The sequence below is a fragment of the Dactylosporangium fulvum genome (genome assembly GCF_025137375.1).
GTDB lineage: Bacteria > Actinomycetota > Actinomycetes > Mycobacteriales > Micromonosporaceae > Dactylosporangium > Dactylosporangium fulvum.
In genome coordinates this window covers 1432090-1456910 of sequence record NZ_CP073720.1, presented here as the reverse complement: position 1 = coordinate 1456910, position 24821 = coordinate 1432090, and the positions used below count along the sequence as shown (strand labels likewise).

The following is a 24821-nucleotide window of genomic DNA, read 5'->3' as shown; positions in this document are numbered from 1 at the left end:
GGCATTCCGTACTGTCGAAGGCATGGCTATTCACCTCACGCGCATCTACACCAAGACCGGTGACGCCGGCGAGACGGGACTCGGGGACTTCTCCCGGGTCCTGAAGACACACCCGCGCATCGGCGCCTACGCCGACGTTGACGAGGCGAACGCGGCCATCGGGGTGGCGCTGGCGCTCGGCGACCTGGCCGACGAGGTGCGCGACGTGCTGACCGTCGTGCAGAACGACCTCTTCGACGTGGGGGCGGACCTGTGCAACCCGATCACGCCGGAGCCGGCGCATCCGCCGCTGCGGGTCACCGAGGCGCAGGTCGAGCGGCTCGAGGCGTGGTGTGACGAGTTCAACCCGCGGCTGCCCAAGCTGGACTCGTTCATCCTGCCCGGCGGCACCCCCGGCGCGGCGCTGCTGCACGTGGCGCGCACGGTGACCCGCCGTGCGGAGCGCAGCGCGTGGGCCCTGATGGAGGTGGAGCCGGACACGACGAGCCCGGTCGCGTTGCGGTACTTGAACCGCCTCTCCGACCTGCTGTTCATCCTGTGCCGGATCGCCAACCCGGGCGGCGACGTGAAGTGGGTCCCCGGCGGCTCCCGCTGAGCCTGGCCCAGCCGGTCACCGGGACCGTCAGCCGGCCCGGTAGCGGTACGGACGGGTGTCCGGGGTCGACTCGCCGGGAGGGGCTGCCTCGACCCAGGACAGGAAGCCGGTCAACGCCCGCTCGGCCATCGCGATCTCGACCGGGGACCGGCGGGTGACGCAGCGGACGATGACCCAGTCCGGCGGCAGCACGAGGCGCTCGGCGGCGTCGGGGGCGCGGCGTCGGTCAACGGCAAGCCCACGCCGGGAAAGCACCCGACGTGGGCCTGGCCAGAAACTGAAGATGCGATACCACCGTAGGTCGTCGCCGGCGAACCTCGCGAGGCCCGCGGACCAGCCACGGCCGGGCACCATGGTGCTCAACCGCACGCCGAGCTCGATCGTGCCACCCCGGCGGGTGATGACCATGCGGCGCAGGAACAGCAGCGCCAGTGCGGCGAGCAGGATGAGGACGCCGATCCCGATTGCCTCGACGATCCTCACCTTCGCCGCCTCTGCCTAGTGCGCCGCAGCGGAGGAAGAAGCGGGAGCGCAGCTCTCGGCGAGCACCGTCACCCCGGATGCGGTGACCGAGAGGAATCCGCCCGAGACGTCGAAGGCGATCTCCTTGCCCGACTGCTTGATGCGCACCTGGCCGGGCTCGGCGAGCTGGCCGAGCAGTGGAGTGTGGCCGGGGAGCACACCGAGCTCACCCTCGGTCGTGCGGGCGACAATCATGTCGGCGTCGCCGGACCACACCTTTTCCTCGACGGCTACGAGCTCGACGTGCAGTTGCCTCGCCACGCTAGTTACTCCTCGTGTGCGCGATTCGGTTTGGACGAGTCTAGTCAATGATCCGGGCGGTCGAGCAGTGGCCCTCGCCACGTTGGCACAACAGCTCCGGAACGGATGAAGTGCGATGCTGCGGGATTGACCGGGACGACTACCCGAAGTGAGTTTCCAATACTTCAGAGCGTGACGCACGTCACCGGGCAACGGTGGGCATTCGCTGAAATTTTCCACCGCGGGTGTTGCTTCGGCACAAGGCGATCCAGCGGAACGAGAGAAGGCGCGGACCCCGCCGGGTCCACGCCTTCTCTCGATGCTGGAACGGCAGGTCAGCCCTTCATGAGCTCGTGCGCGTTGCGCTCGAGGTCCTCAAGGCCACCGCACATGAAGAAGGCCTGCTCGGGGAAGCTGTCGTATTCACCCTCGCTGATCTTCTTGAACGCCTCGATCGTCTCCTTGAGCGGAACCGTCGAGCCGGGAACGCCGGTGAACTGCTCCGCCGCGTAGGTGTTCTGCGACAGGAACCGCTCGATGCGCCGGGCCCGGCCCACCGTCACCTTGTCCTCTTCGGACAGCTCGTCCATACCGAGGATGGCGATGATGTCCTGCAGGTCCTTGTACTTCTGCAGGATCCGCTGCACCTCACGGGCGACCGCGTAGTGCTCGGCGCCGACGAACTCCGGCGCGAGGATGCGCGAGGAGGACGCCAGCGGGTCGACGGCCGGGTAGATGCCCTTGTCCGAGATCGACCGCTCGAGGTTGGTCGTCGCGTCCAGGTGGGCGAACGTGGTGGCCGGCGCCGGGTCGGTGTAGTCGTCGGCGGGCACGTAGATCGCCTGGAGCGAGGTGATGGCCTTGCCCCGGACGGAGGTGATGCGCTCCTGCAGCTGACCCATCTCGTCGGCCAGGGTCGGCTGGTAACCGACGGCGCTCGGCATACGGCCGAGCAGCGTCGACACCTCGGAGCCGGCCTGGGTGAACCGGAAGATGTTGTCGATGAAGAGCAGCACCTCCTGGTTCTGCACGTCGCGGAAGTACTCCGCCATGGTCAGCGCGGCCAGGGCGACCCGCAGACGGGTGCCCGGCGGCTCGTCCATCTGGCCGAAGACCAGAGCGGTCTTGTCCAGGACGTTACCTTCGGCCATCTCCAGGATGAGGTCGTTGCCCTCACGGGTGCGCTCACCGACGCCGGCGAACACCGAGGTACCACCGAAGTTCCGGGCGACACGGATGATCATCTCCTGGATGAGCACCGTCTTGCCCACGCCGGCGCCACCGAAGAGGCCGATCTTGCCACCACGCACATACGGCGCGAGGAGGTCGAGCACCTTGATGCCGGTCTCCAGCATCTCGGTCTTCGGCTCCAGCTCGGCGAACGCCGGCGGCTGGCGGTGGATCTCCCAGCGCTCGTTGATCTCGAGCTTCGACTCGTCGGCGTTGAGCACCTCGCCGAGGGCGTTGAACACGTGGCCCTTGGTGATGTCGCCGACCGGCACCGAGATGCCGGCGCCGGTGTCGCGCACCTCGGCGCCGCGGACCAGGCCGTCGGTGGGCTGCATGGAGATGGCGCGCACCATGTTGTCACCGAGGTGCTGGGCAACCTCGAGCGTCAGCTTCTTCGCGCCCTCGGAGAGGGTCACGTCGACGTGGAGCGCGTTGTAGATGTCGGGCATGGCGTCACGCGGGAACTCGGCGTCGACGACCGGGCCGATGACCCGGACCACGCGGCCGACCGCGGTCTTCGTGTCTGCTGGTGCAGTCATCACACATCACTTCCCGCCGCCGCCAGCGCGTTGGCGCCGCCGACGATCTCACTGATTTCCTGGGTGATCGCCGCCTGCCGAGCGGAGTTCATCTCGCGGGTGTACCGCTTGAGCAGGTCGTCGGCGTTGTCGGAGGCACTCTTCATGGCACGCCGGCGCGCGGCCGACTCGCTGGCCGCCGAGTCCAGCAACGCCGCGAAGATCCGCGTGTTGATGTACTTCGGCAGCAGCGCGTCCAGCAGCTGCTCTGCCTCGGGCTCGAACTCGTAGGCCGGCAGCGGCCCGCTGACCTCCTGCTCCTCGACCTCCATCGGCGCGACGATCCGCGCGACGGGGGTCTGGGTCATGAGGGAGCGGAACTGCGTGTGGACCATGTAGAGCTCGTCGACGCCGAGGATGCCGTCGGGGCCCGGGCCGTCGATCGAGTCGTCGGCGCCGTTGACGAACGCCTGGATCAGCGTCTCGCCGATCTCGCTGGCGTTCTCGTACCGCGGCTGCTCGGAGAAGCCGGTCCAGCTGCCCGCGATCGGGCGGCCACGGAACCGGTAGTACGCGACGCCCTTGCGGCCGGCGATGTAGAGGGCGACCTGCTTGCCGTCCTCCCGCAGGCGGGCGATCAGCTGCTCGCACGTGCGGATCGCGTTGGCGTTGTAACCACCGCACAGTCCGCGGTCGCTGGTGACCAGCAGGACACCGGCCCGGTGCACCGTGCTGCGGGGCACGAGCAGCGGGTGGTCGACGTCGGTGTTGCTCGCCAGCGCCGTCAGCACGCCCGTGATCGCCTCGGCATACGGCAGCGAAGCGGCCACCCGCTCCTGCGCCTTACCGATGCGGCTCGTGGCGACGAGCTCCTGCGCCTTGGTGATCTTCTTGGTCGACTTGACCGTGCGGATCCTCCGGCGCAGTGCTTGTACCTGACCGGCCATGGCTCAGCCCGACTTCCGGACCTGGCGGGTGACGGTCTCGCGAGCCTGCTCACCCTCCAGCGCCTCCGCCGGCGCCTCGTTGAGGTGCACCTCGTCCGCCTTGGCGGAGAACACCTGCTTGAAGCTCTTCACGGCCTCGGTGAGGCCGTCGACCGTCTCGTCGTCGAGGTCCTTGGTCTCGGCGATCTTGACCAGCAGCTCCTTGCGGTTGCCGCGGAGGTACTGCAGCAGCTCCGACTCGAAGCGGCGGACCTCGGAGACCGGGACGTCGTCGAGCTGGCCCGTAGTGCCGGCCCAGATCGTGATGATCTCCTCCTCGACCGAGAACGGCGAATACTGCGGCTGCTTGAGCAGCTCGACCAGGCGGGCGCCCTTGTCCAACTGGGCCCGCGACGCCTTGTCCAGGTCGGACGCGAACGCCGAGAACGCCTCGAGCTCGCGGTACTGCGCCAGGTCGAGACGCAGGCGGCCGGCGACCTTGCGCATGCCCTTGACCTGCGCGGAACCACCGACCCGGGACACCGAGGTGCCGACGTTGATAGCCGGTCGGACGCCCTGGTTGAACAGGTCGGACTCGAGGAAGATCTGGCCGTCGGTGATCGAGATGACGTTGGTCGGGATGTAGGCCGAGATGTCGTTGGCCTTCGTCTCGATGATCGGCAGACCGGTCATCGAGCCGCCGCCCAGGTCGTTGGAGAGCTTCGCGCAGCGCTCCAGCAACCGGGAGTGCAGGTAGAAGACGTCGCCCGGGTATGCCTCACGGCCCGGCGGGCGGCGCAGCAGCAGCGACACGGCGCGGTACGCCTCGGCCTGCTTGGTCAGGTCGTCGAAGACGATCAGGACGTGCTTGCCGCCATACATCCAGTGCTGGCCGATGGCCGAACCGGCGTAGGGGGCGAGGTACTTGAAGCCGGCCGGGTCGGACGCGGGCGAGGAGACGATGGTGGTGTATTCCATCGCGCCCTGCTCCTCCAGGATCCCGCGGGTGGCGGCGACCGTGGAGGCCTTCTGTCCGATGGCGACGTAGATGCAGCGGACCTGCTTCTTCGGGTCGCCGGACTTCCAGTTTTCCCGCTGGTTGATGATCGTGTCCAGCGCGACCGTGGTCTTGCCCGTCTTCCGGTCGCCGATGATCAGCTGGCGCTGGCCCCGGCCGATGGCGGTCATGGCGTCGATCGCCTTGATGCCGGTCTGCAGGGATTCCTTCACCGGCTGGCGGGCCATGACGTTGGGCGCCTGCAGCTCCAGCTCGCGAAGGCCCTCGTTGGCGATCTCGCCGCGGCCGTCGATCGGCTCGCCGAGCGGGTTGACCACGCGGCCGAGGAAGGCGTCGCCGACCGGGACCGAGAGCACCCGGCCGGTCCGCTTGACCTGCTGGCCCTCCTCGATGCCCTCGAACTTGCCGAGGACGACGACACCGATCTCCCGGACGTCGAGGTTGAGCGAGACGCCGAGCGTGCCGTCCTCGAACTCGAGCAGCTCGTTGGCCATCGTCGAGGGCAGGCCCTCGACCTGGGCGATACCGTCGCCGGCGTAAGAGACGACGCCGACCTCCTCGCGGGAGATCCGTGAATCAACGGACGAGACGTAGCGCTCGAGTGCGCCCCGAATGTCGTCCGAGGAGATGGTCAGCTCGGCCATCCTCAACCTTCTATCTGAGTATCAAGCTTCGGGGACTGGATTATTTGGCGAGCGCCGTGCGGGCCTCGGCGAGGCGGCGCGCGACCGTGCCGTCGTAAAGGTCGGAACCGACCTGGACCCGCATGCCTCCGATGATGCGCGGATCAATGTCGATCTTCAGGGAGACCTCTCGACCGTACAGCTCTGCGAGCCGACCAGCCAGGCGATCCTCTTCCTCACCGGTGAGCGCGACCGCGGTGGTCACGTGGGCGACGGACCGATTGCGCTTGGCGGCGGCCAGCTCGACGAGACGGGACAGCGAGCTGTCGAACCCGCGACCGCCGAACCCGGCCAGCGCCAGCTGCGCGAGGCTGAATGTCGCCGGCTTGACCTTGCCGTCGACCAGGTCGCGGACCAGCTCCTGGCGGGAGGCCAGCGGTGCGGTCGAGTCGGCGAGCGCCGCGGCGAGCCGCGGGTCTCCGGAGACGACCTGCCCGAAGCGGAAGAGCTCGTCCTCCACCTCGGCCAGCTCCCCGGCCTGGTCCGCGGCGGAGAGCAGCGCGTCGACACCGAGCCGCTCGACGCCGTCGAGCAGCGCCCCCGGACCCGACCAGCGCCCGCCCACCAGGGCGGAGAGCAGCGTGAGGGTCTCGTCGCCGACCTTCCCCGACAGAATCGAGCTGATCAGCTGGCTCCGGTCCTCGGCGGAGCGGGCCGGATCGGCCAGGGCCCGGCGCAGCCGCGGCTCACGCCGGAGCAGCTCGGCGACGGCGAGGGTCTCGTCGGCCACCGAACTGATCTTCTGCACGTCAGCGCTCGCCGAGAACTCGGCGAGCTTGTCGGCAGCGGCCCCGTAGGCCTCCCGGTTGACGGTTTCCATCAGCGCCGCCCCGCGGCATCGGCCGCGTCCGCGTCACTGATCTCGCTCAGGAACCGCTCGACGGTGCCCCGCCGCCGCGCCTCCTCCTCGAGGGACTCCCCGACGATCCGGCCGGCCAGGTCGACCGCCAGCGAGCCGACCTCGGCCCGCAGCTGGCGGATGATGGTCTGCCGCTCGGTCTGCAGAGCGTCCCGGCCCGCCGCGATGATGCGATCGCTTTCTTCACGGGCCTTCGCGAGGATGTCCTCACGGATGCCCGTGGCGTCGGCGCGCGCCTCGTCACGGATGCGGGCCGCCTCGGTGCGGGCCTCCGCCAGCTGCTCCTTGTATTGCTGGAGCAGCCGGCCGGCCTCGGCCTGCGCCTCCTCGGCGCGCTTGATGCCGCCCTCGATCGCGTCCACCCGTGCGCGGAAGGTCTCCTCCATGCGCGGGAATACGAACTTCATCAGAACGAAGCAGAGCAGAGCGAAGGCGATCGACCCGACGATGATCTCAGGCACGTGCGGGAGGATGACGTTGCCGCCATCCTCTCCCTCTGCGGCAAAATAGTGGATCATGATGCGCTCCTCCTGTCCGGTCGCGTGGTGGTTACCAGCGAAGAACTACTTGAGGGCGAACGCGAGCACGAGGCCGAAGAGCGCGAGCGCCTCGACGACGGCGAAGCCGAAGATCAGCCAGGTGCGGTTGAAGCCGGCCGACTCGGGCTGACGGGCGCTGGCCTGGATGTACGCGGCGAAGATGATGCCGACGCCGATGGCCGGGCCGATGGCGGCAAGGCCGTAGCCGATCACAGAGACGTTGCCGCTGATCTGGGCGAGAACGCTGTCCATGTTTTTGGTTCCTCCTGAGGTTCGCGCGTGACTTTCACGCGTGACGACGGGGTGGAGCGAAATTACGGAAGTAGAGGCTCGTGGCTCAGTGCTCGTCGGCGAGCGCGCCCTGGACGTAGCTGGCTGTCAGCATCGTGAAGACGTATGCCTGCAGGACGATGACCATGAGCTCGAAGAACGTCATCACGATGGCCATCAGGAAGGACGTCACCGACAGGCCCTGGACGAAGATGTTGGTGCTGTTCAGCATCGCCACGCCGCCGAGGGTGAAGACCAGCAGCATGAGGTGACCGGCGAACATGTTCGCGAAGAGACGGACCGCCAGCGTGACGGGGCGCATGATGAAGGTCGAGATCAACTCGATGGGCGTGACGAGGAAGTAGATCGGCCACGGGATGCCCGGCACGAAAAGGTTCGCCTTGAAGTACTTCACGAACCCGTGCTTGCGGATGCCGACCGCGATGAACAGCACGTAGCTGACGACGCCCAGCACGGCAGGGAAGGCTATGTGCGCATTCGGCGAGATCTGGAAGAACGGGATGATCGCGAACGCGTTGGTCATCGTGATGAAGCAGAACAGCGTGGCGAGGTAGGGCGCGAAGCGGAGTCCCTCATGATGCCCGATGACGTCCCTGGCGACGCCGTTGCGGACGAACCCGTAGATCGACTCGGCCAGCCACTGCTTCTTGGTCGGAACCACCTTCGGGTTCCGGTAGGAGACCAGGAAGTACACGATGATGACCGCGACCGCCAACCAGACCATGAACGTGATCTTGGTGAAGGCAAGGCCCCACTCCGAACCCCGCAGTGACGGAATCCAGCTTTGGAAGTCGAAATCCTTGACGCCGGGAGGGAACCCCTCGGCCAGGAATGTCGGCTGCTGACCCACCGAACCACCCTTCACCGTTAACCGAACCGCTTGACTACCAGGTACAGCGCCCCACAGATGCCGACGATCATGCCTATGAGCAGGCCGAGGCGATAGGGGATGTCAAGCCACCGGTCCAGCATGTAGCCGATACCGCCCCAAACGATGACGCCGCCGAGGAGCGTGCCAAGGGCAGCCCACCCTGCATTGACGCCGGAGTCCGGTCGCTGAGGGGGCTGCTTGTCCGCCATGACGCCGTGACGATATCAGCTGGGAATTCCAGCACTAACTCGACCCCCGCGTGCTCGACGCGCGGGGGTTCATCCGTCTTCGGCCCATCAACCGGCGGCCGTAGACGTTACTACGCCCCCGGCCCGCCGGGCGTCAACTTCCCGACTGACGCATGGGTGAATGCCGCGCCGCCCACCCCCACGACACGGCCCGTCAGAGGGCGACCGGCTACGGCTCGACGTAGGGGGTCTTGGCGCGCAGGATCCAGTACAACTGTGCGCCGGTCCACACGACCGTCGCCACGATCACGGTCACGCCCATCACCCGCAGCCCGGCCCATCCCGTTTCCCTGACCCGGTACATGACCAGGCCAAACACGGCGAACTTCAGCGCATACGTGAGCAGGACAACGGGCAGCAGGAGGTTCCGGGCCACCGCGTCGACCCAGACGACGACCAGGCTGGACACCAGGTAGCTGAGCACGACCAGGGCAACACCGGCGGCCGCGCCGAGCGAGGCCGTGCCGTCGCCGATCGGCCAGGCGACTCCCACCGCGACGACCAGCAGCACGGCCGAGGCGACGAGAGCGGTCGGCAAGTGGTGCAGGCGCTGGGTCACGAGAGAGCAGGGTACGCCGGGAAGTCCCCCACCAGGGCGGCGACCCGGTCCCTGACGTCCTCGCCGCGCACCGCCGCGGCGATCAGCCCAGCGATCCGGCGCATCTGCGGCTCCTTCATCCCCTGTGTCGTCACCGACGGGGTCCCCACCCGGATGCCGGACGCGGTCATCGGCTTCTCCGGGTCATACGGGATGGCGTTCTTGTTGAGCGTGATCCCGTTCGCGTCGCACCGCTCCTCCGCCTCCCGGCCGGTGATCTGGAGCGCACGCAGGTCGATGAGGGCCAGGTGGGTGTCGGTGCCGCCGGAGACGGGGCGCATGCCCTCCGCGGCCAGCCCGGCGGCGAGCTCGCGGGCGTTGGCGACCACCTGCCGCGCGTAGTCGGCGAACTGCGGCTGCGCCGCCTCCTTGAGCGCGACCGCCTTCGCGGCCACGACGTGCATCAGCGGGCCGCCCTGGGTGAACGGGAAGACCGCCTTGTCGATGCGCTGGGCGAGTGACTCGCGACACAGGATCATGCCGCCGCGCGGGCCGCGCAGGACCTTGTGGGTGGTGAAGCAGACCACGTCGGCATAAGGCACCGGCGACGGGATCGCCTTGCCCGCGACGAGCCCGATGAAGTGCGCCGCGTCGACCATGAGGTAGGCGCCGACCTCGTCGGCGATCTCGCGGAACCGCGCGAAGTCGATGAGCCGCGGGTAGGCGGTCGCCCCGCAGATGATCATCTTGGGCCGGTGGGCGAGCGCGAGGTCGCGGACCTCGTCGTAGTCGATGAGCTCGTCCTCCTTGCTCACCGGGTAGCCGACCGTGTTGAACCACTTGCCGGAGAAGTTGACCTTGCTGCCGTGGGTCAGGTGGCCACCGTGCGGCAGCTCCATCGCCAGCACCGTGTCGCCCGGCACGAGCAGCGCGGCATAGGCGGCCAGGTTGGCGCTCGCGCCGCTGTGCGGCTGCAGGTTGGCGTGCTCGGCGCCGAAGAGGGCCTTGGCCCGCTCGATCCCCAGCTCCTCGGCGCGGTCCACCTGGCCGCAGCCCCCATAGTACCGCCGGCCGGGATACCCCTCGGCGTACTTGTTCGTCAGCGTCGAGCCGAGCGCGGCCAGCACCGCCGGGGACGTGAAGTTCTCACTCGCGATCAGCTGCAGCCCGCCGCGGAGGCGCTGCAGCTCGTTGAGGACGACGTCGGCGATCTCCGGATCGGTATCGCGGAGCGCGTCGAAGTCCGGACCCCAGTACGTGTCGCCCATGAAACGCAGTCTAGGTGGCAATCGCTCAGGGTAAGCATGAAGTCATGCGATGCCTGGTGACCGGCGCGACCGGCTACGTCGGAGGTCGGCTGGTCCCGCGCCTGCTGGCCGCGGGCCATGAGGTGCGCTGCCTGACCCGCGACCCGCGCCGGCTGCGTGACGTGCCGTGGGCCGGCAAGGTCGAGATCGTCGCCGGCGACGTGGCCTCCGACGAGGGCCTCGCCGAGGCGATGCAGGGCATCGAGGTCGTGTACTACCTGGTGCACGCCCTCGGCCGGGCCGCGTTCGAGGACGTCGACCGGGAGAGCGCGCTGAACGTGGTGATCGCGGCACGCGACGCCGACGTCCAGCGCATCGTCTACCTCGGCGGGCCGGTGCCCGGCGAGCGGGCGTCCGCGCACCTGCGCTCGCGGGGCGAGGTCGGCGACATCTTCCTGCGCAGCGGAGTGCCGACCGTGGTCTTCCGGGCCGCGGTGATCATCGGGTCCGGCTCGGCGTCGTTCGAGATGCTGCGGTACCTCACCGAACGCCTGCCGGTGATGGTCACGCCGGCCTGGGTCCGCAACCGGATCCAGCCGATCGCCATCCGCGACGTGCTGCGCTACCTGGTCGCCGCCGCCGAGGTGTTCCCGCCGCGGGTCAACCGGGCGTTCGACATCGGCGGGCCGGACGTCCTCACGTATGCCGACATGATGCAGCGGTACGCGAAGGTCGCCGGCCTGCGCCGCCGCCTCCTGCTGCCGGTCCGCGTCCTGACGCCGTGGCTCTCGTCGTACTGGGTCGGCCTGGTGACGCCGGTGCCGAACCGGATCGCCCGCCCGCTGGTCGGCAGCCTGATCCACGAGGCGGTCTGCCGCGAGCACGACATCGCCGGGTACGTGCCGGATCCGCACGACGGGCTGACCGGGTTCGACCTCGCCGTACAACTGGCGCTGCGGAAGATCCGGGATGCCGAGGTGGAGACCCGCTGGGCCAACGCCGTCCTGCCGGGCGCGCCGAGCGACCCGCTGCCCAGCGATCCCGACTGGTCGGGCGGCAGCGTGTACCGCGACGAGCGCTCCCGCCGCGTCGACGTGCCTCCGGGGCGGGTCTGGCGGGTCATCGAGGCGATCGGCGGCGAGAACGGCTGGCACTCGTTCCCGCTCGCCTGGTCGGTGCGCGGCTGGCTCGACCGCGCGGTCGGCGGTGTCGGCCTGCGCCGCGGCCGGCGGGACCCGCACCGCCTCTACGTCGGCGAGGCGCTGGACTTCTGGCGGGTCGAGGAGATCGTCCCGGGCGAGTTGCTGCGCCTGCGCGCCGAGATGAAGCTGCCGGGCCGCGCCTGGCTGGAGATGCGCGCGGTCGGCGACGGCTCGGGCGGCACCGTCTACGAGCAGCGCGCGGTCTTCCTGCCGAAGGGCCTGGCCGGGCACGCCTACTGGTGGTCGGTGGCACCGTTCCACGCGTTCGTCTTCGGCGGCATGGCCCGCAACATCGTCCGGACCGCGACCAAGCCGGAGCCGATCAGCGCAGCAGGACGGCGGCCAGGGGGCGGGTGACGGCGTGGACCTCGTCGGCCACGCGGCTGAAGTACGCGTCCGGCCGGCCCCACGGATCGTCCAGGTCGTCCTCCGGCAGCGGCTCACGGCCCGCCCTGGCCCGGTCGGCCGCCTCGACGAGCGCCACCCCGCGCGCGTGGACGCCGTCCGCGTCGCGCCCGGCCGGCGGGAGCGCGGCCAGGTCGACCTCCTGCAGCAGGCGGCCGAACTCGCCGAAGACGAACGTGCGGGCCGCCGCGTCGGGCCGCATCTCCCGGACGAAGTCGACCTGCTCACCGGTCGCCGTCAGGACCAGGTCGGACGCGTCGACGTGCTCGGCGAGCAGCTTGCGGGCCCGGAAGTCGGTGACGTCACCACCGCGGGCCAGCACCTGCTTGGCGGCCTGCGGGTCCATCGACTCCCCCACGTGCCACCCGCCGGTCCCGGCCCCGTGCACGTAGAGCAGGTCCGACGACGCCCCGAGTGCGAGCGCGTCGGCGACGAGCAGCCGCTCCGCCATCGGCGACCGGCAGATGTTGCCCATGCAGACGCACAGGACGCTGAAGGGTGACGCCATGACGGCAAGCCTACGTGCAGCGATAACATGGCGGTCCGTGACCACGTTCGAAGCGCTCACGCACAGCCCCGCCAAGCTGTTGTCCTTCGGCGCCGCCGCCAGGGTTGCCGACCACCTGCGCCGGGGCGGGCTCGCGGTCCTGCCGACCGAGACCGGCTACATGGTCGCCGCCATGGCGACCGACGAGCGGGCCGTCGAGAAGGTCTTCCGGGCCAAGGGCCGCAGCCTCGACAACCCGATGCACGTGGCGTGCGGGTCGCTGCGCATGGCCCACGAGTTCGCCCGGCTCGACGAGGTGGCCGACCGGCTCGTCCGGGCGTTCACGCCGGGTCCGCTGACGGTGGTGGTACCGCAGAGCGGTCGCCTGCCGGACCGGCTCGTCACCCTCAACGGCACGGTCGGGGTGCGGGTGCCCGACCACCCGGCGACCCTCCAGGTCGTCGACCTGCTCGGCGCGCCCGTCACGGCGACCAGCCTCAACCGCTCCGGCGAGGAGAGCGCGCCGCTGGACTTCAACTTCCTGCCCGAGCTGGACTGGTCCGGCGAGGAGGTCGTGCCGGTGCTGGAGGACAAGACCTCGATCACCCACAGCAAGGCCTCGACGCTGGTCCGGCTGACCGGCGACGGCTTCGAGGTGCTCCGGCAGGGCCCGGTGACGCTCGAGGAGATCGAGGCCGTCGCCGGCTGACGGGCCCGGCCGGCTCCGCTCAGGCCGCGGCCGGGTCCTCGATCTCGGGCACGACCTCGCGGAGCTGGTCCAGGTCGATGCCGCCGAGGCGGACCGCGCGCACACGGTTCGCGGTGACGTCGACGATGGTGCTCGTGACGTTGTCGAGCTCGGCCGGCGTGCTCAGGTAGACGCTCACCGCGTAACCGAGCTGGTCGCGGGCCTCCTCCGCGGTCTGCGGCAGCGGCTGGCCGACCTTGTTCGCCGAGGAGACCGCCATCGGGCCCGTCTCGCGCAGCACCTCCAGCGCGATCGGGTGCAGCGGCATGCGCACGGCCACCGTGCCGTCGTTGCTGCCCAGGTCCCACTGCAGACTCGGGGCGTGCTCGACGACGATGGTCAGGGCGCCCGGCCAGAACGCGTCGACGAGGTCACGGGCCGCCTGCGGCAGGCCGAACACCAGCCCGTCGAGCGTGTGCCGCGACCCGACCAGCACCGGCACCGGCGCCGTGCGTCCCTTGGCGTTGTTGAGCGCGGTGACCGACCACGATTTGAAGGCGTCGGCGCCGATGCCGTAGATGGTGTCGGTCGGCATGACGATCAGGTCGCCCCGCTGCACCGCCTCGATGGCGGCGGCGACGCCGCGCTCGCGCTCGGCCAGCTGGCTGCAGTCGTAGAGCATCACGATCGTTAGTCTGCCAGGCGTTCCCGGGATGCGGCTCGCCCGGTCAGGCCGGGAGCCGCGCTGTGGTGAACCTGGGGCGGCCGGCCAGATCCCGGTGGTCGGCGACGTCGGTGAAGCCGGCCTCGCGGAGCAGGGCGGGCAGCGTCTCGCCCTGGGTGTCGTCGTGCTCGATCGCCAGGACGCCGCCCGGGCGGAGCAGCCCCGCCGCGCGGCGGGCGATGCCGGGCATCAGATCCATCCCGTCCCGGCCCCCGAACACCGCGTCGTGCGGGTCGTGGTCGCGCACCTCGACGTCGACCGGGGCGTCCTCCGGGACGTAGGGTGGATTACACAGGACCAAGTCGGCCGAACCGTCCACGTCGGACAAAACCGTCGGGTCGGTCACGTCGCCGTGCACCACGCGCACCGACGGCGCCAGCCGGGTCGCGTTGCGGCGCAACCAGTCCAGCGCCTGCGCCGACGCCTCCACGGCGTAGACGTCCGCGTCCGGCCGGGCCCGGGCGACCGCGATCGCGATCGCGCCCGAGCCGCTGCACAGGTCGACGACCGTGCGGCCCGGGTGCCGCAGCGCCCACTCGACGAGCAACTCCGTCTCGAACCGCGGGATGAAGACGCCCGGACCGACCGCGAGCTCGAACCCGAAGAACGGGGCTTCGCCGGTCAAATGCTGCAAGGGCACACGGGTGGCGCGCAGCCCCACCAACCGGTCGAACTCGGCCGCCTGCTCGGTGGCCAACCGCGGTGCGGTCAGGAGGCGGGTGCGCGGAATGCCCAGAACGTGCGCCGCCAGCAGTTCCGCGTCGACCCGTGGCGAGGCGACACCGGCGCTGGCCAGGACGCGGGCCGCGGTGGCGATCGCCGCGGAAGGCGTGGGCAACCCACGTTCCGGCATGTCATCTTCGACGCTGTGCACCCCATAATCATGGGGCGCGCTGAAAGGGGGTTCCGATGGCGGTTGCCGACCGCACGTCGGAGTTGACGCGCGCCCGCCGGCTGATCTTCCAGGATCAACTGGGCGAGGCGATGGCGGTCGTCGACCGGGTGCTGGCCGACGACCAGTCCCCGCACGACCGCGTCGAGGCGCTGACGCTCCGGTTGATCGCGCTGATCAACATGGGCCGATCGACGGACTACCCGGCCGCGCTCGACGCCGGGCTGGCGGCGGCCCGCCAGGTGCAGGACCCCGCGCAATACGGCGAACTGCAGGCCCTGGCCGCCATCGTGGCCCTGCGCGCCGGCTCGCTGGACCGCTGTGTGCGGGCGCTGGTGCACGGCTCACGCGCGCTCGGCGCCGTCGAGCTCACCGACGAGACGACCGCCTGGGGCTGGCACAACCTCGCGATGGCGTATTCGTACACGGGGTTTCACGGCCACGCCCTGGCCGCCATGGAGCGGGCCCGCGAGGTGGCCGTCGAGGTCGGCTCGCCGACCGCCAACACCGACTTCGCCGCGCCGCAGATCCGGCTGCGGCTCGCCGTCGACCTCGACCACCGCGGCGACAGCGAGGGCTGCCAGCGGATCCTGCGCGACATCGTGCACGACCTGGAGCGCAAGCAGAACGAGAACGAGCTCGACAGGCTCCGCCCGATCGCCCGCGGCGCCATGGGCTACGCGATCGCCCGCATGGGCACGCTGGGCGCGGTCCAGTCCGGCCTCGAGGCGTGGCCGCTGCTCGAGTCGGGCGGCATGTCGACCCGGGCCCGTGACCTGCGCACCCTCGGGGCGGTCTGCCAGGCGATCGCCGAGCGCCGCCCGATCGAGGCGGTCGCGCGGCTGGAGACCGCCGACGTCAGCGAGGACTCTCTCGGCGGCGCCGAGCTGCACCGCCTGCGCGCCCTGGCACACCTGGGCGCCGCCGACTACCGGCTGGCCTACCACGCCGACCGCAGCGCGTTCCGGGTCGCGATGGCGCAGCTCGACCGGCTCCGCGACCTGTTCGTCGAGGGCGTCGCCGCGCTGCTCGACCACGAGGACATGGTGCGGCGGATCGACTTCCACCGCGGCGAGGCCCAGACCGACCCGCTCACCGGCCTGCCCAACCGGCGCTACCTCGAGGAGCACGTCGCCAAACTGTTCGAGACCGGTGGCCACACGGTCCTGGGCGTGCTCGACCTCGACGGGTTCAAGGAGGTCAACACCATCCACGGCCACCTCTCCGGCGACCTGGTCCTGCAGCGCTTCGCCGGGGTCCTCAACCGTGTGATGCGCAGGGGCGACTTCGTGGCGCGCTACGGCGGTGACGAGTTCGTGGTGGTACTGCCGACGACGAGCGACGGCGAGGCCAGGGAGATCGCCCGCCGGATCGTGGCCGCGGTGGCGGCGGAGGACTGGCAGTCACTGGTGCCGGGCACCCCGGTGGGCGTGACCATCGGCTGGGCCGGCCTGTCGGGCGAGCACTTCAACAGCGTGGCCGAGGCGTTCGAGGCGGCCGACCACGCCATGCTCCGCGCCAAGGCCCCGAGGCCCCGCGCGGCGTCCTGAGCACCGACGGGTCAGTTGGCCCGCGACAGCAACACGCGGGCGTTCTCCTCGCGGATACGGGCACGCTCCTGGTCGGCGCACACCGCCGCCCAGGCGTTCGCCTTCGCCGTCGGCACCCGTTCCGCGCCGAGCACGGAACGGCCGACCTTGTAGATCAACTCGGCGGCCGTGCTCACGACGGCGCGTGGGGCTGCGGACAGGTCGACGGGCGACGACGACGGCATGGCACCCCTCCGGGTGGCGTCGATGGAATAGCGGCGATCACGATCAGTACAACTCGTCCGGCACGAAACGCTACCGGAGTCCAGCATCCCGCTGCACGGTTTCGATGATGTGACGTCCGCGTTAGACCCGCATCACCCTCTGCTGAGCTGGTCCTCGCCCGCGAGCCGCGCCTTGCGGTCCGCCTCGGCCAGCGCGTCCAGCACACCGTCGAGATCACCCGCGAGGGCCAGATCCAGGTTGTACGCGGTGTAACCGATCCGATGGTCGGATATCCGATTCTGCGGGAAGTTGTACGTGCGGATCCGCTCCGACCGGTCAACGGTACGCACCTGCGAGCGCCGCGCGTCACCGGCCGCGGCGGCCGCCTGCTCCTCGGCGAGCGCGACCAGCTTGGCCTTGAGCATCCGCATCGCGCGGTCCTTGTTCTGCAGCTGGGAGCGCTCGTTCTGGCACGACACGACGATCCCGGTCGGCAGGTGGGTGATGCGGACCGCCGAGTCGGTGGTGTTGACGCTCTGCCCGCCCGGGCCGGAGGAGCGGAACACGTCGATGCGCAGGTCGTTGGGGTCGATCTCGATCTCGCCGGTCTCCTCGGCCTCCGGGGTCACGAGCACGCCGGCGGCGGAGGTGTGGATGCGGCCCTGCGACTCGGTGGCCGGCACCCGCTGGACGCGGTGCACGCCGCCCTCCCACTTGAGCCGCGACCAGACGCCGTTGCCGCTGTCGGGGATGCCGCGGGTCTTGACGGCGACCGCCACGTCCTTGAAACCACCCAGATCGGACTCCTGGGAGTCGAGCATCTCGGTGACCCAGCCGTGCCGTTCGGCGTACCGGAGGTACATCCGCAGCAGATCGCCGGCGAAGAGCGCGGACTCCTCGCCGCCCTCCCCCGCCTTGATCTCGAGGATGACGTCCTTGGCGTCGTTGGGGTCGCGGGGCGCGAGCAGCTCGGCGAGCCGCTCCTCGAGCGCCGGGATGCGGGCCTCCAGCTCCTCGGCCTCACTGCTGAACGCCGGATCCTCGGCGGCCAGCTCACGGGCGGCGCCGAGGTCCTGCTTGGCCTGGTCGAGCTCACCCGCCGTCTTGGCGATCGGGGACAGCTCGGCGAAGCGCCGGCCGGTCTTGCGGGCCAGCGCCTGGTCGGCGTGAATGCCGGGATCGGCGAGCTTCTGCTCGAGCTCCTGATACTCCGCCAGGAGCGTGGCGAGCCTGCTGTCGGTGCTCATGTCCCCTCTGGTCCCTACGAACAAATCGGGTGAAACGAAGTCGGCGCCCGCTCCGGTCCCGTACACACGGGCGGAGCGGGCGCCGGAAGCGTCGCTACTTGGCGGCCTTCTTGGCCTGGACCTTCGCGTACTTCTGCTGGAACTTCGCGACCCGGCCAGCGGTGTCGAGGACGCGCTGCTTGCCCGTGTAGAACGGGTGGCAGACGGAGCACGTCTCCACGTGGATCGTGCCGCCCTTGGCGGTGCTGCGGGTGGTGAACGAGTTGCCGCAGGAGCAGGTGACCTCGGTGGTCACGTACTCCGGGTGAATGTCCGGCTTCATGGCCGCGGTCCTTTCGCTAATCGGTCGCCGGGTCGCCATGCTGGCGTGAACCGGTACCTGGCCGTCGGTCAAGTCTGCCATGACCGGGTCACGGCACCTCAACCGGTGTAGGGAACGCCGGCGGGGGGTCCCGCATTCCCGCGGTTCCGAATCTGTCACGAGCCCCGCCACGGTGACGAACGACACCCCACTGACGGCCCACCCGCCACCGTGCCCTCGGCCGAAAGCCTGTCGCGTCGGGTTACCGAACTCACCTACCCTGGCTCACGCCATGAGCCTCCACATCGATGAATTCTGCGATCCCGCGCTGCTCGCCGACATGGTGAGCGGCGGGTACGTCCGCACCCAGCACCACCCCTCGCTGCCGCTGCTGATCCACAACTACACGGAGAAGGCACAGTACGAGAACGTGTGGAACGCGGCGACCCTGGCCTGCCGCGGCCTGGTCGTGTCGGCGACGACCGGCGAGGTGCTGGCGCGGCCGTTCGCGAAGTTCTTCAACCACAACCAGCCCGGCGCGCCGGAGCTTGATCTCGACGGTCCGGTCAGCGTCACCGACAAGGCCGACGGCTGTTTCCCTCGCGGTACCGCCCTCAATCTGTGGGGTGGCGGGACGGTCACCATCGACAAGGTCGTGCGCAACCGGCTGTCCGTGACGTTGGTCGGCATGGACGAAAACGGAACGCTGGTGCCCGCCGTGGTGACGGACTGGCACGACAACGGCCGGAAGGACAACTGGCTGGACATCGAGGTGGACGCGCGGGTGTCGTGTTCCACCGGAGCCGCCGGACTTCCCAACCGGCTGCGTGTCACCACGAACCACCACATCTACGTGAACGGCGCCTACCTGCCCGCCGGGGAGATCAAGCCCGGCGACACCGTCGTCACACAGGCGTGGACGCCTTCCGACGAGGTGATACGCCTCGTGCGTGCGTCCCTCCTCGGCGATGGATGCCTCGTGGTTTCCAGCACCAAGCCGGACCAGGCCAAGTATCAGGAAGGTCACTCGGAGAGGCAGGCCGACTACGTCGAGGCGCTCAGAAAGGCGCTCGGCGACTGCGCGTCCGATCGCACGAACACCCGGTCCGGCCATGGAAGCACCATGATCTGGGCCGGCAGCCGCGAATACACCACGCTCGGCGATCTCCGCCGTCAGTGGTATTCCGACGACGGCACCAAGCGGGTGCCCGCCGACCTCTCCTGGCTGGACGATTTCGCGGTGGCGAAGTGGCTGATGGACGACGGATACCGCCAGGACGTCACGGCACAGGCCGATCGGCTCGCTTTCGCCGCAAACAGCTTTCCCAGGGAGGACATCGTCCGGCTCGGGGACCGCCTGACCGAACTGTACGGCGTCAGCTATCACATCAGCGACGACGGCGGCCGGGGTCTGCGGCTCATCGTCAGCTCCGGGCGGCGACAGCAGCTCCACGTGATGTGGGCGGCGGTCGCGCCGCACGTCCACCCATCGCTGCGGTACAAGCTGCCGACGGAGTATCGCGACGTTCCCTACATCGAGATGTCCGCGGGCCGGGAGATCGTAAGCGCTCGCGAAGTGCTCGTTCGCGCCGTGACGTCGGTGGCGCCGACAAAGCGAAACTTTCCGAGCGGGCGCACCGGGTATGACATCACCACGACGACGCACAACTACCTCGCGCGCGGCGTCCTGGTCCACAACTCACTCGGCGTGACCTACCCGACGCCGGACGGTTGGGCGATCGCTACACGGGGGTCGTTCGACTCCGAGCAGGCGCGGCACGCGACGCAGCTGTGGCGCACACGGTACGCGCACCGCTTCACGCCGCCGCCGGGCCGCACGGTGCTGTTCGAGATCATCTACCCGGCCAACCGGATCGTGCTGGACTACGCGGGGCTCGACGATCTCGTGCTGCTGGGTGCCGTCGACATCCCGACCGGGCGCAGCCACGGGCCGTCGGCCGTGCCGGACTGGCCCGGCCCGGTCGTCGAGTCGTTCGCGTATTCGACGTTCGCCGAGGCGCTCGCCGCGCCGCCCCGCGCCAACCGGGAAGGGCTCGTCGTCCACTTCACCGGCCCCGACACGCGACTGAAGATCAAGTACGCCGAATATGTGCGCCTGCACCGCATCGTCACCGGGCTCTCGCCCCGCGTGGTGTGGGAGGCCGTCGTCAACGGCGAGCTCGACGAACTGCTCGAGCCGCTGCCGGACGAGTTCCACGCCTGGGCGACCGGCATCGCCGCGTCCCTGCGGGCGGAGGTCGACGATCTCGCGGCCGGGGTCGAGGCGGCCTTCGCCGAGGTGGTGTCGGGGCTGCCGGACGGCTGGGCGCGGCGGGACTTCGCGGCCGCCGTCGCGCGGCACCCCATGCGAGGCTGCCTGTTCCTGCGACTGGACGACAAGGACTACAGCAGGTACCTCTGGCAGCAGGTGCGCCCGTCGGTCGCCGTCACGGAGGAAGTCGTTGCCTAGCCTCACCATCACCCGGGGACTCCCCGGCTCCGGCAAGACCACGTGGGCCAAGGAGCAGGCCCACCTCGTCCGGGTCAACCGGGACGACCTGCGCCGCATGCTGCACGGCGGCCGGGTCGCCGAAGACGAGCACCGCAACCGGGCCGAGCGGCAGGTCACGGCCGCGCACCACGCCGCGGTCGAGGCCCTGCTGCGCGTCGGCGCCCACGTGGTCTGCGACGACACCAACCTGCGCAGCCGGGTCGTGCGCGAGTTCGCCGAGCTGGCCGCGAAGTGCGGGGCGAGTTTCGCGGTGCGCGACTTCACCGACGTGCCGCTGGAGGAGTGCATCCGCCGTGACGCCCTGCGCAGCGGCGGGGACCGCGTCGGCGAGGACGCCATCCGCTCGATGCATCAGCGGTACCTCGCGGGCCGCACCCTGCCGCTGCCGTTGCCGGTGCTCGACGCGACGAACGGCGAGATGTATGTGCCGCCGCCGGACGCGCCGCGGGCCGTCCTGGTCGACATCGACGGCACCGTGGCGTTGTTCAACGGGCGCAGCCCGTACGACATGAGCCGGGTGTCGACGGACCTGCCGAACGCGCCGGTGATCGCCGCCGTCCGGGCCATGCACGCGGCCGGCCACGAGATCGTGTTCTGCTCGGGGCGCAGCGACGACTGCCGCGAGGAGACGGCGGTGTGGCTGGAGGAGCACGTCGGCGTCCCGTACTCGGGATTGTTCATGCGGCAGTTCGGCGACCAGCGCCGGGACAGCGTGGTGAAGGCGGAGATCTTCGAGAAGGAGATCCGCAGCCGCTTCCACGTGGTCGGCGTCTTCGACGACCGCCAGCAGGTGGTGCGCATGTGGCGCTCGCTGGGGCTGACGGTGTTCCAGGTCGCGGAGGGCGACTTCTAGCCGGTCCACCGGTCGGCGTGTGCGTCGAGGTGGTCGGCGGTCGCCAGCCAGTACGGCCCGTCCTCGGTGAAGATCCTCGCCCACGGAGGCCGCGAACACGCCGCATGTCCGTCGAACACCCGACCGCCCCTGCGTGTCACGCAGGGGCGGTCGGGGTCGTGGTGCGGAAACTTACTCGCCAGGCGTCGTCTGGGCGATCTGCATGAGGAACTCGACGTTGGTGCGGGTCTTCTTGAGGCGGTCGAGCAGCAGGTTGAGCGCCTCCTGCGAGTCGAGCGCGTGCAGCACCTTGCGGAGCTTGATGACGATCGCGAGCTCGTCGGGCGCCAGCAGGATCTCTTCCTTGCGGGTGCCGGACGGGTCGATGTCGATCGCCGGGAAGATGCGCCGGTCGGCGATCTTCCGGTCGAGCTTCAGCTCGGCGTTGCCCGTGCCCTTGAACTCCTCGAAGATGACCGTGTCACCGGTCGAGCCCGTCTCCACCAGGGCCGTCGCGATGATGGTCAGCGAGCCGCCGTTCTCGATGTTGCGGGCGGCGCCGAGGAAGCGCTTCGGCGGGTAGAGCGCGGTCGAGTCGATACCACCCGAGAGGATGCGGCCCGACGCCGGCGACGCGTTGTTGTACGCACGGCCGAGCCGGGTGATCGAGTCGAGCAGGACGACCACGTCGTGGCCCAGCTCCACCAGGCGCTTGGCCCGCTCGATCGACAGCTCGGCGACCGTGGCGTGGTCCGTCGGCGGGCGGTCGAAGGTCGAGGCGATGACCTCACCCTTCACCGACCGCTGCATGTCGGTGACCTCTTCCGGCCGCTCGTCGACCAGGACGACCATCAGGTGGCACTCGGGGTTGTTGCGGGTGATCGCGTTGGCGATCGCCTGGAGCACCATGGTCTTGCCGGCCTTCGGCGGCGACACGATGAGCGCGCGCTGGCCCTTGCCGATCGGCATCACCAGGTCGATGACGCGCGTGGTGAGGATGTGCGGCTCGGTCTCCAGCCGCAGGCGGTCCTGCGGGTAGAGCGGGGTCAGCTTGTAGAACTCGGGGCGGCGCTTGGCCTCCTCCGGGTCCATGCCGTTGACCGTGTCGAGCCGGACCAGCGGGTTGTACTTGTCGCGCCGCTGCTCGCCGTCGCGCGGCTGGCGGACCGCACCCGTGATCGCGTCACCCCGGCGCAGCCCATACCGCTTGACCTGGGACATCGCGACGTAGACGTCGTTGGACCCGGACAGGTAGCCGGTGGTGCGGACAAAGGCGTAGTTGTCGAGCACGTCGAGGATGCCGGCCACCGGCACGAGGACGTCGTCCTCACTGACCTGCGGCTCGTTGCCACCGCGGGCACCGGTCTCGGCGCCGTCACGGTCGCGGCCCCGGCGACGGTCCCGGAACCGGCTGCGGCGGCTGCGGCGGCCGGACCCGTCGTCGTCGGAGTCCTCGTCGTGCTGGGTGAAAGAGCCACGCTGGTTGCGGTCGGCGCCACCGCGCTCGGCGCGCTCGGCGCGGTCCCCACGCTCGTTGCGCTCAGCCCGCTCGGTGCGGTCGGCCCGCTCCGTGCGCTCAGCCCGCTCCGTGCGGTCGGCCCGCTCGGTGCGGTCGGCCCGCTCCGTGCGCTCAGCCCGCTCCGTGCGGTCGGCGGTGCGCTCGGCCCGGCTGGGACGCTCGGCGCGCTCCGGCGCCTCGGCACGGCCGTTGCGCTCGGCACGCTCGGCGGCCTTCTCGGCCTTCTCGGCTTTTTCGGCCTTCTCGGTCGGCTCGGCGGCCGGGGCGGTCGCGGTGGCGTCCTCACGAGCCGCACGCGGCTCGGGCGGGCCGGCGGCCCGGGTGGCCCGCCGAGGGGCGCGGGCTGGTGCCTCGGTGACCTCGGTGGCGGACGGCCATTCCGCCTCGGGGGTCGCGGTGCGGGCGGTGCGGGAGGAGCGGGCACGCGCGGCGGTGGCCGGTCGCGCCTCACCCGACTGGCGCTCCTGAATGGCCGCTACCAGCTCGCCCTTTCGCATGCGGGCGGTGCCGGAAATGCCCATCGAGGCGGCCAGGCTCTGCAGCTCGGGGAGCAGCATGCCGGACAACCCCGTGCCCGAGCGCCGCCGACGCGTCGCGCCCGCTTCGGCGCCGTCGGCCTCGACCGCGGTGCGGTCGTTCGAGACATCCGACGTGACGTCGGTGGTGTCGCTCAATGGATTCCTTCCCTCGTTAGGCCGGAGCTGCCCGGATCTGAGATACGGTGGCCGGGCGGCCCGCGGGTGCTCCCGCCTCGCGAGCGGTGCGGGAGGTGTTGCAGCGCTGCTATGCCGTTGGGCTGGACGCCACCATCTGCGGCCTGGCCCAGCCGTGCGCGCGACCACAAGAGACGCGGGTTGGCGGCCGGGCGTGCGCAAGGGGTGCCACGGAATTCGGAGCACGCCGCCCCGCATGAGATCGCCGCACTGAGCGGCTGCTGTAAGACTAGAGAGTAATCAACTCCGCTAGCCAGCGGCAACAGGGTCGTCCCACTCGGCGTGTTCAAGCGTACCCCATCCCAGCTCAGCGCCGAGACGCGCACCCGCCATATCGACATCCAGCGGCAGAACACGCCAACCCGGCACGGGCGACGGCGTCCAGTCGGCGCCGGCGAGCGCGAGCACGCTCGGCCCCGCGCCCGAGACGACGGCGGCCACACCCTGGTCACGCAACGCCGACACGAGGTCCGCCGTGCCGCGCATGCCTTCCGCACGGTACCGCTGGTGCAGCCGGTCCTCCGTCGCCGCGAACAGCCGGTCGGGATCGCCGGAGAGGGCGTGGACCAGCAGCGCGGCGCGGCCCGCGTTGAACGCGGCGTCGGCGTGCGGCACGGCCGGCGGCAGCGCGGCGCGGGCGACCTCGGTCAGCCCGCGCTCCTCCGGAACGAACAGGATCGGGCGGATGCCGGGTGCGGGCTCGCGCCGCACCGCGGCAGCGCCGGAGCCGTCGGTCCACGCGATGGTGAACCCGCCCAGCAGGCACGGCGCCACATTGTCCGGGTGGCCCTCGATGTCGTTGGCCAGCACCAGGGCGGCGGCGTCGTCGAGGCGCTCGACGCCGCCCTCGACCAGTCCGCGGGCCAGGACGATCCCCGCGACGATCGCCGCCGAGGACGAGCCGAGCCCGCGGGCCTGGGGAATGCGGTTGCGGCACCGCAATGCGAGGCCGGCGGGCTGCTCGCCGAGCACCTCGAACGCCTGGCGCATCGCGCGCACCACCAGATGGCGTTCGTCACCGGGCAGGTCACCCTCGCCCTCGCCACGGACCTCGACCGTGACGTCGCCGGCCGTCACCCGCGCCTCGACGTCGTCATACAGGGTCAGGGCGAGTCCCAGCGCGTCGAAGCCGGGGCCGAGATTGGCGCTCGTTGCGGGCACGCGCGCGACGACCGGGTGGGACAGCAGGGCCATTCCTCCATCTCACCATGAGGACGGCG

Annotated in this window: 27 protein-coding genes; 6 read left to right on the top strand and 21 right to left on the bottom strand. The window is 70.3% G+C overall.

What is annotated here, in order from left to right:
* Positions 1–22 precede the first annotated feature (22 nt).
* Positions 23–595, top strand: coding sequence for a cob(I)yrinic acid a,c-diamide adenosyltransferase (locus Dfulv_RS06820; protein ID WP_259861774.1), 573 nt, complete (start codon positions 23–25; stop codon positions 593–595).
* Positions 596–622: 27 nt separating this feature from the next.
* Here Dfulv_RS06820 and Dfulv_RS06815 read toward each other — a convergent pair whose 3' ends face one another.
* The 12 genes from Dfulv_RS06815 to Dfulv_RS06760 form a co-directional block, all read right to left on the bottom strand.
* Positions 623–1078: a DUF2550 domain-containing protein gene (locus Dfulv_RS06815; RefSeq protein ID WP_259861773.1), complete on the bottom strand. Its 456-nt coding sequence runs from the start codon at positions 1076–1078 to the stop codon at positions 623–625.
* Between the two features lie 15 nt (positions 1079–1093).
* Positions 1094–1378: a F0F1 ATP synthase subunit epsilon gene (locus Dfulv_RS06810; protein ID WP_259861772.1), complete on the bottom strand. Its 285-nt coding sequence runs from the start codon at positions 1376–1378 to the stop codon at positions 1094–1096.
* A gap of 314 nt (positions 1379–1692) precedes the next feature.
* A complete protein-coding gene (gene atpD, locus Dfulv_RS06805; protein ID WP_259861771.1) occupies positions 1693–3126 on the bottom strand; it encodes a F0F1 ATP synthase subunit beta in 1434 nt (477 codons plus the stop codon).
* Positions 3126–4052 carry a F0F1 ATP synthase subunit gamma gene (locus Dfulv_RS06800; RefSeq protein ID WP_259861770.1) on the bottom strand — a complete coding sequence of 309 codons (927 nt, stop codon included), beginning with the start codon at positions 4050–4052 and terminating at the stop codon, positions 3126–3128. Before Dfulv_RS06800 ends, atpD begins: the two co-directional genes overlap by 1 nt.
* 3 nt (positions 4053–4055) lie before the next feature.
* Complete coding sequence (gene atpA, locus Dfulv_RS06795; RefSeq protein ID WP_259861769.1) at positions 4056–5693, bottom strand: F0F1 ATP synthase subunit alpha; 1638 nt, start codon at positions 5691–5693, stop codon at positions 4056–4058.
* Positions 5694–5733: 40 nt separating this feature from the next.
* Positions 5734–6555, bottom strand: coding sequence for a F0F1 ATP synthase subunit delta (locus tag Dfulv_RS06790; protein WP_406568002.1), 822 nt, complete (start codon positions 6553–6555; stop codon positions 5734–5736).
* The gene (locus tag Dfulv_RS06785; protein ID WP_259867487.1) at positions 6552–7106 is read right to left on the bottom strand and encodes a F0F1 ATP synthase subunit B; all 555 of its coding nucleotides are present in this window, start codon (positions 7104–7106) and stop codon (positions 6552–6554) included. The genes Dfulv_RS06790 and Dfulv_RS06785 overlap by 4 nt, the downstream gene beginning before the upstream one ends.
* Before the next feature lie 48 nt (positions 7107–7154).
* The gene (atpE, locus tag Dfulv_RS06780) at positions 7155–7382 is read right to left on the bottom strand and encodes an ATP synthase F0 subunit C (protein WP_259861767.1); all 228 of its coding nucleotides are present in this window, start codon (positions 7380–7382) and stop codon (positions 7155–7157) included.
* Between the two features lie 85 nt (positions 7383–7467).
* Positions 7468–8271: a F0F1 ATP synthase subunit A gene (atpB, locus tag Dfulv_RS06775; protein WP_406567941.1), complete on the bottom strand. Its 804-nt coding sequence runs from the start codon at positions 8269–8271 to the stop codon at positions 7468–7470.
* Between the two features lie 17 nt (positions 8272–8288).
* Positions 8289–8501: a hypothetical protein gene (locus tag Dfulv_RS06770; RefSeq protein WP_259861766.1), complete on the bottom strand. Its 213-nt coding sequence runs from the start codon at positions 8499–8501 to the stop codon at positions 8289–8291.
* 208 nt (positions 8502–8709) lie between these two features.
* Entirely contained in the window at positions 8710–9099 is a 390-nt protein-coding gene (locus Dfulv_RS06765) for a hypothetical protein (RefSeq protein ID WP_259861765.1), read from the bottom strand.
* On the bottom strand, positions 9096–10346 hold the full coding sequence (locus Dfulv_RS06760; protein ID WP_259861764.1) for a serine hydroxymethyltransferase: 1251 nt from the start codon (positions 10344–10346) through the stop codon (positions 9096–9098). Before Dfulv_RS06760 ends, Dfulv_RS06765 begins: the two co-directional genes overlap by 4 nt.
* 44 nt (positions 10347–10390) lie before the next feature.
* On the opposite strand from Dfulv_RS06760, the gene Dfulv_RS06755 reads away from it, so the two are divergent.
* A complete protein-coding gene (locus Dfulv_RS06755; protein WP_259861763.1) occupies positions 10391–11884 on the top strand; it encodes an SDR family oxidoreductase in 1494 nt (497 codons plus the stop codon).
* Here Dfulv_RS06755 and Dfulv_RS06750 read toward each other — a convergent pair.
* Positions 11850–12440, bottom strand: coding sequence for an arsenate reductase/protein-tyrosine-phosphatase family protein (locus Dfulv_RS06750; protein ID WP_259861762.1), 591 nt, complete (start codon positions 12438–12440; stop codon positions 11850–11852). The two genes, Dfulv_RS06755 and Dfulv_RS06750, sit on opposite strands and share 35 nt — an antisense overlap.
* Before the next feature lie 37 nt (positions 12441–12477).
* Between Dfulv_RS06750 and Dfulv_RS06745 the strand changes: the two genes are divergently transcribed.
* Positions 12478–13128 carry an L-threonylcarbamoyladenylate synthase gene (locus tag Dfulv_RS06745; RefSeq protein ID WP_259861761.1) on the top strand — a complete coding sequence of 217 codons (651 nt, stop codon included), beginning with the start codon at positions 12478–12480 and terminating at the stop codon, positions 13126–13128.
* Between the two features lie 19 nt (positions 13129–13147).
* On the opposite strand, the gene Dfulv_RS06740 is transcribed toward Dfulv_RS06745, so the two are convergent.
* Positions 13148–13789, bottom strand: coding sequence for an L-threonylcarbamoyladenylate synthase (locus Dfulv_RS06740; RefSeq protein ID WP_259867483.1), 642 nt, complete (start codon positions 13787–13789; stop codon positions 13148–13150).
* A gap of 46 nt (positions 13790–13835) precedes the next feature.
* Positions 13836–14684, bottom strand: coding sequence for a peptide chain release factor N(5)-glutamine methyltransferase (prmC, locus tag Dfulv_RS06735; protein WP_259861760.1), 849 nt, complete (start codon positions 14682–14684; stop codon positions 13836–13838).
* Positions 14685–14740: 56 nt separating this feature from the next.
* Between prmC and Dfulv_RS06730 the strand changes: the two genes are divergently transcribed.
* On the top strand, positions 14741–16273 hold the full coding sequence (locus Dfulv_RS06730) for a GGDEF domain-containing protein (protein ID WP_259861759.1): 1533 nt from the start codon (positions 14741–14743) through the stop codon (positions 16271–16273).
* A gap of 11 nt (positions 16274–16284) precedes the next feature.
* On the opposite strand, the gene Dfulv_RS06725 is transcribed toward Dfulv_RS06730, so the two are convergent.
* The 3 genes from Dfulv_RS06725 to rpmE form a co-directional block, all read right to left on the bottom strand.
* A complete protein-coding gene (locus Dfulv_RS06725) occupies positions 16285–16497 on the bottom strand; it encodes a hypothetical protein (protein ID WP_259861758.1) in 213 nt (70 codons plus the stop codon).
* A gap of 132 nt (positions 16498–16629) precedes the next feature.
* Positions 16630–17724 (bottom strand): peptide chain release factor 1, encoded by a 1095-nt coding sequence (prfA, locus tag Dfulv_RS06720; protein WP_259861757.1) that lies wholly within the window; start codon positions 17722–17724, stop codon positions 16630–16632.
* A gap of 94 nt (positions 17725–17818) precedes the next feature.
* Complete coding sequence (gene rpmE, locus Dfulv_RS06715) at positions 17819–18046, bottom strand: 50S ribosomal protein L31 (RefSeq protein ID WP_259861756.1); 228 nt, start codon at positions 18044–18046, stop codon at positions 17819–17821.
* Between the two features lie 79 nt (positions 18047–18125).
* Between rpmE and Dfulv_RS06710 the strand changes: the two genes are divergently transcribed.
* Complete coding sequence (locus Dfulv_RS06710; RefSeq protein ID WP_259861755.1) at positions 18126–20495, top strand: hypothetical protein; 2370 nt, start codon at positions 18126–18128, stop codon at positions 20493–20495.
* Positions 20488–21390, top strand: coding sequence for a phosphatase domain-containing protein (locus Dfulv_RS06705; RefSeq protein ID WP_259861753.1), 903 nt, complete (start codon positions 20488–20490; stop codon positions 21388–21390). Before Dfulv_RS06710 ends, Dfulv_RS06705 begins: the two co-directional genes overlap by 8 nt.
* Here Dfulv_RS06705 and Dfulv_RS06700 read toward each other — a convergent pair.
* The 3 genes from Dfulv_RS06700 to thrB form a co-directional block, all read right to left on the bottom strand.
* Complete coding sequence (locus Dfulv_RS06700; RefSeq protein WP_259861752.1) at positions 21387–21509, bottom strand: hypothetical protein; 123 nt, start codon at positions 21507–21509, stop codon at positions 21387–21389. The two genes, Dfulv_RS06705 and Dfulv_RS06700, sit on opposite strands and share 4 nt — an antisense overlap.
* Positions 21510–21561: 52 nt before the next feature.
* The gene (gene rho / locus Dfulv_RS06695) at positions 21562–23562 is read right to left on the bottom strand and encodes a transcription termination factor Rho (RefSeq protein ID WP_259861750.1); all 2001 of its coding nucleotides are present in this window, start codon (positions 23560–23562) and stop codon (positions 21562–21564) included.
* A gap of 288 nt (positions 23563–23850) precedes the next feature.
* Complete coding sequence (thrB, locus tag Dfulv_RS06690; RefSeq protein ID WP_259861749.1) at positions 23851–24795, bottom strand: homoserine kinase; 945 nt, start codon at positions 24793–24795, stop codon at positions 23851–23853.
* Positions 24796–24821 lie beyond the last annotated feature (26 nt).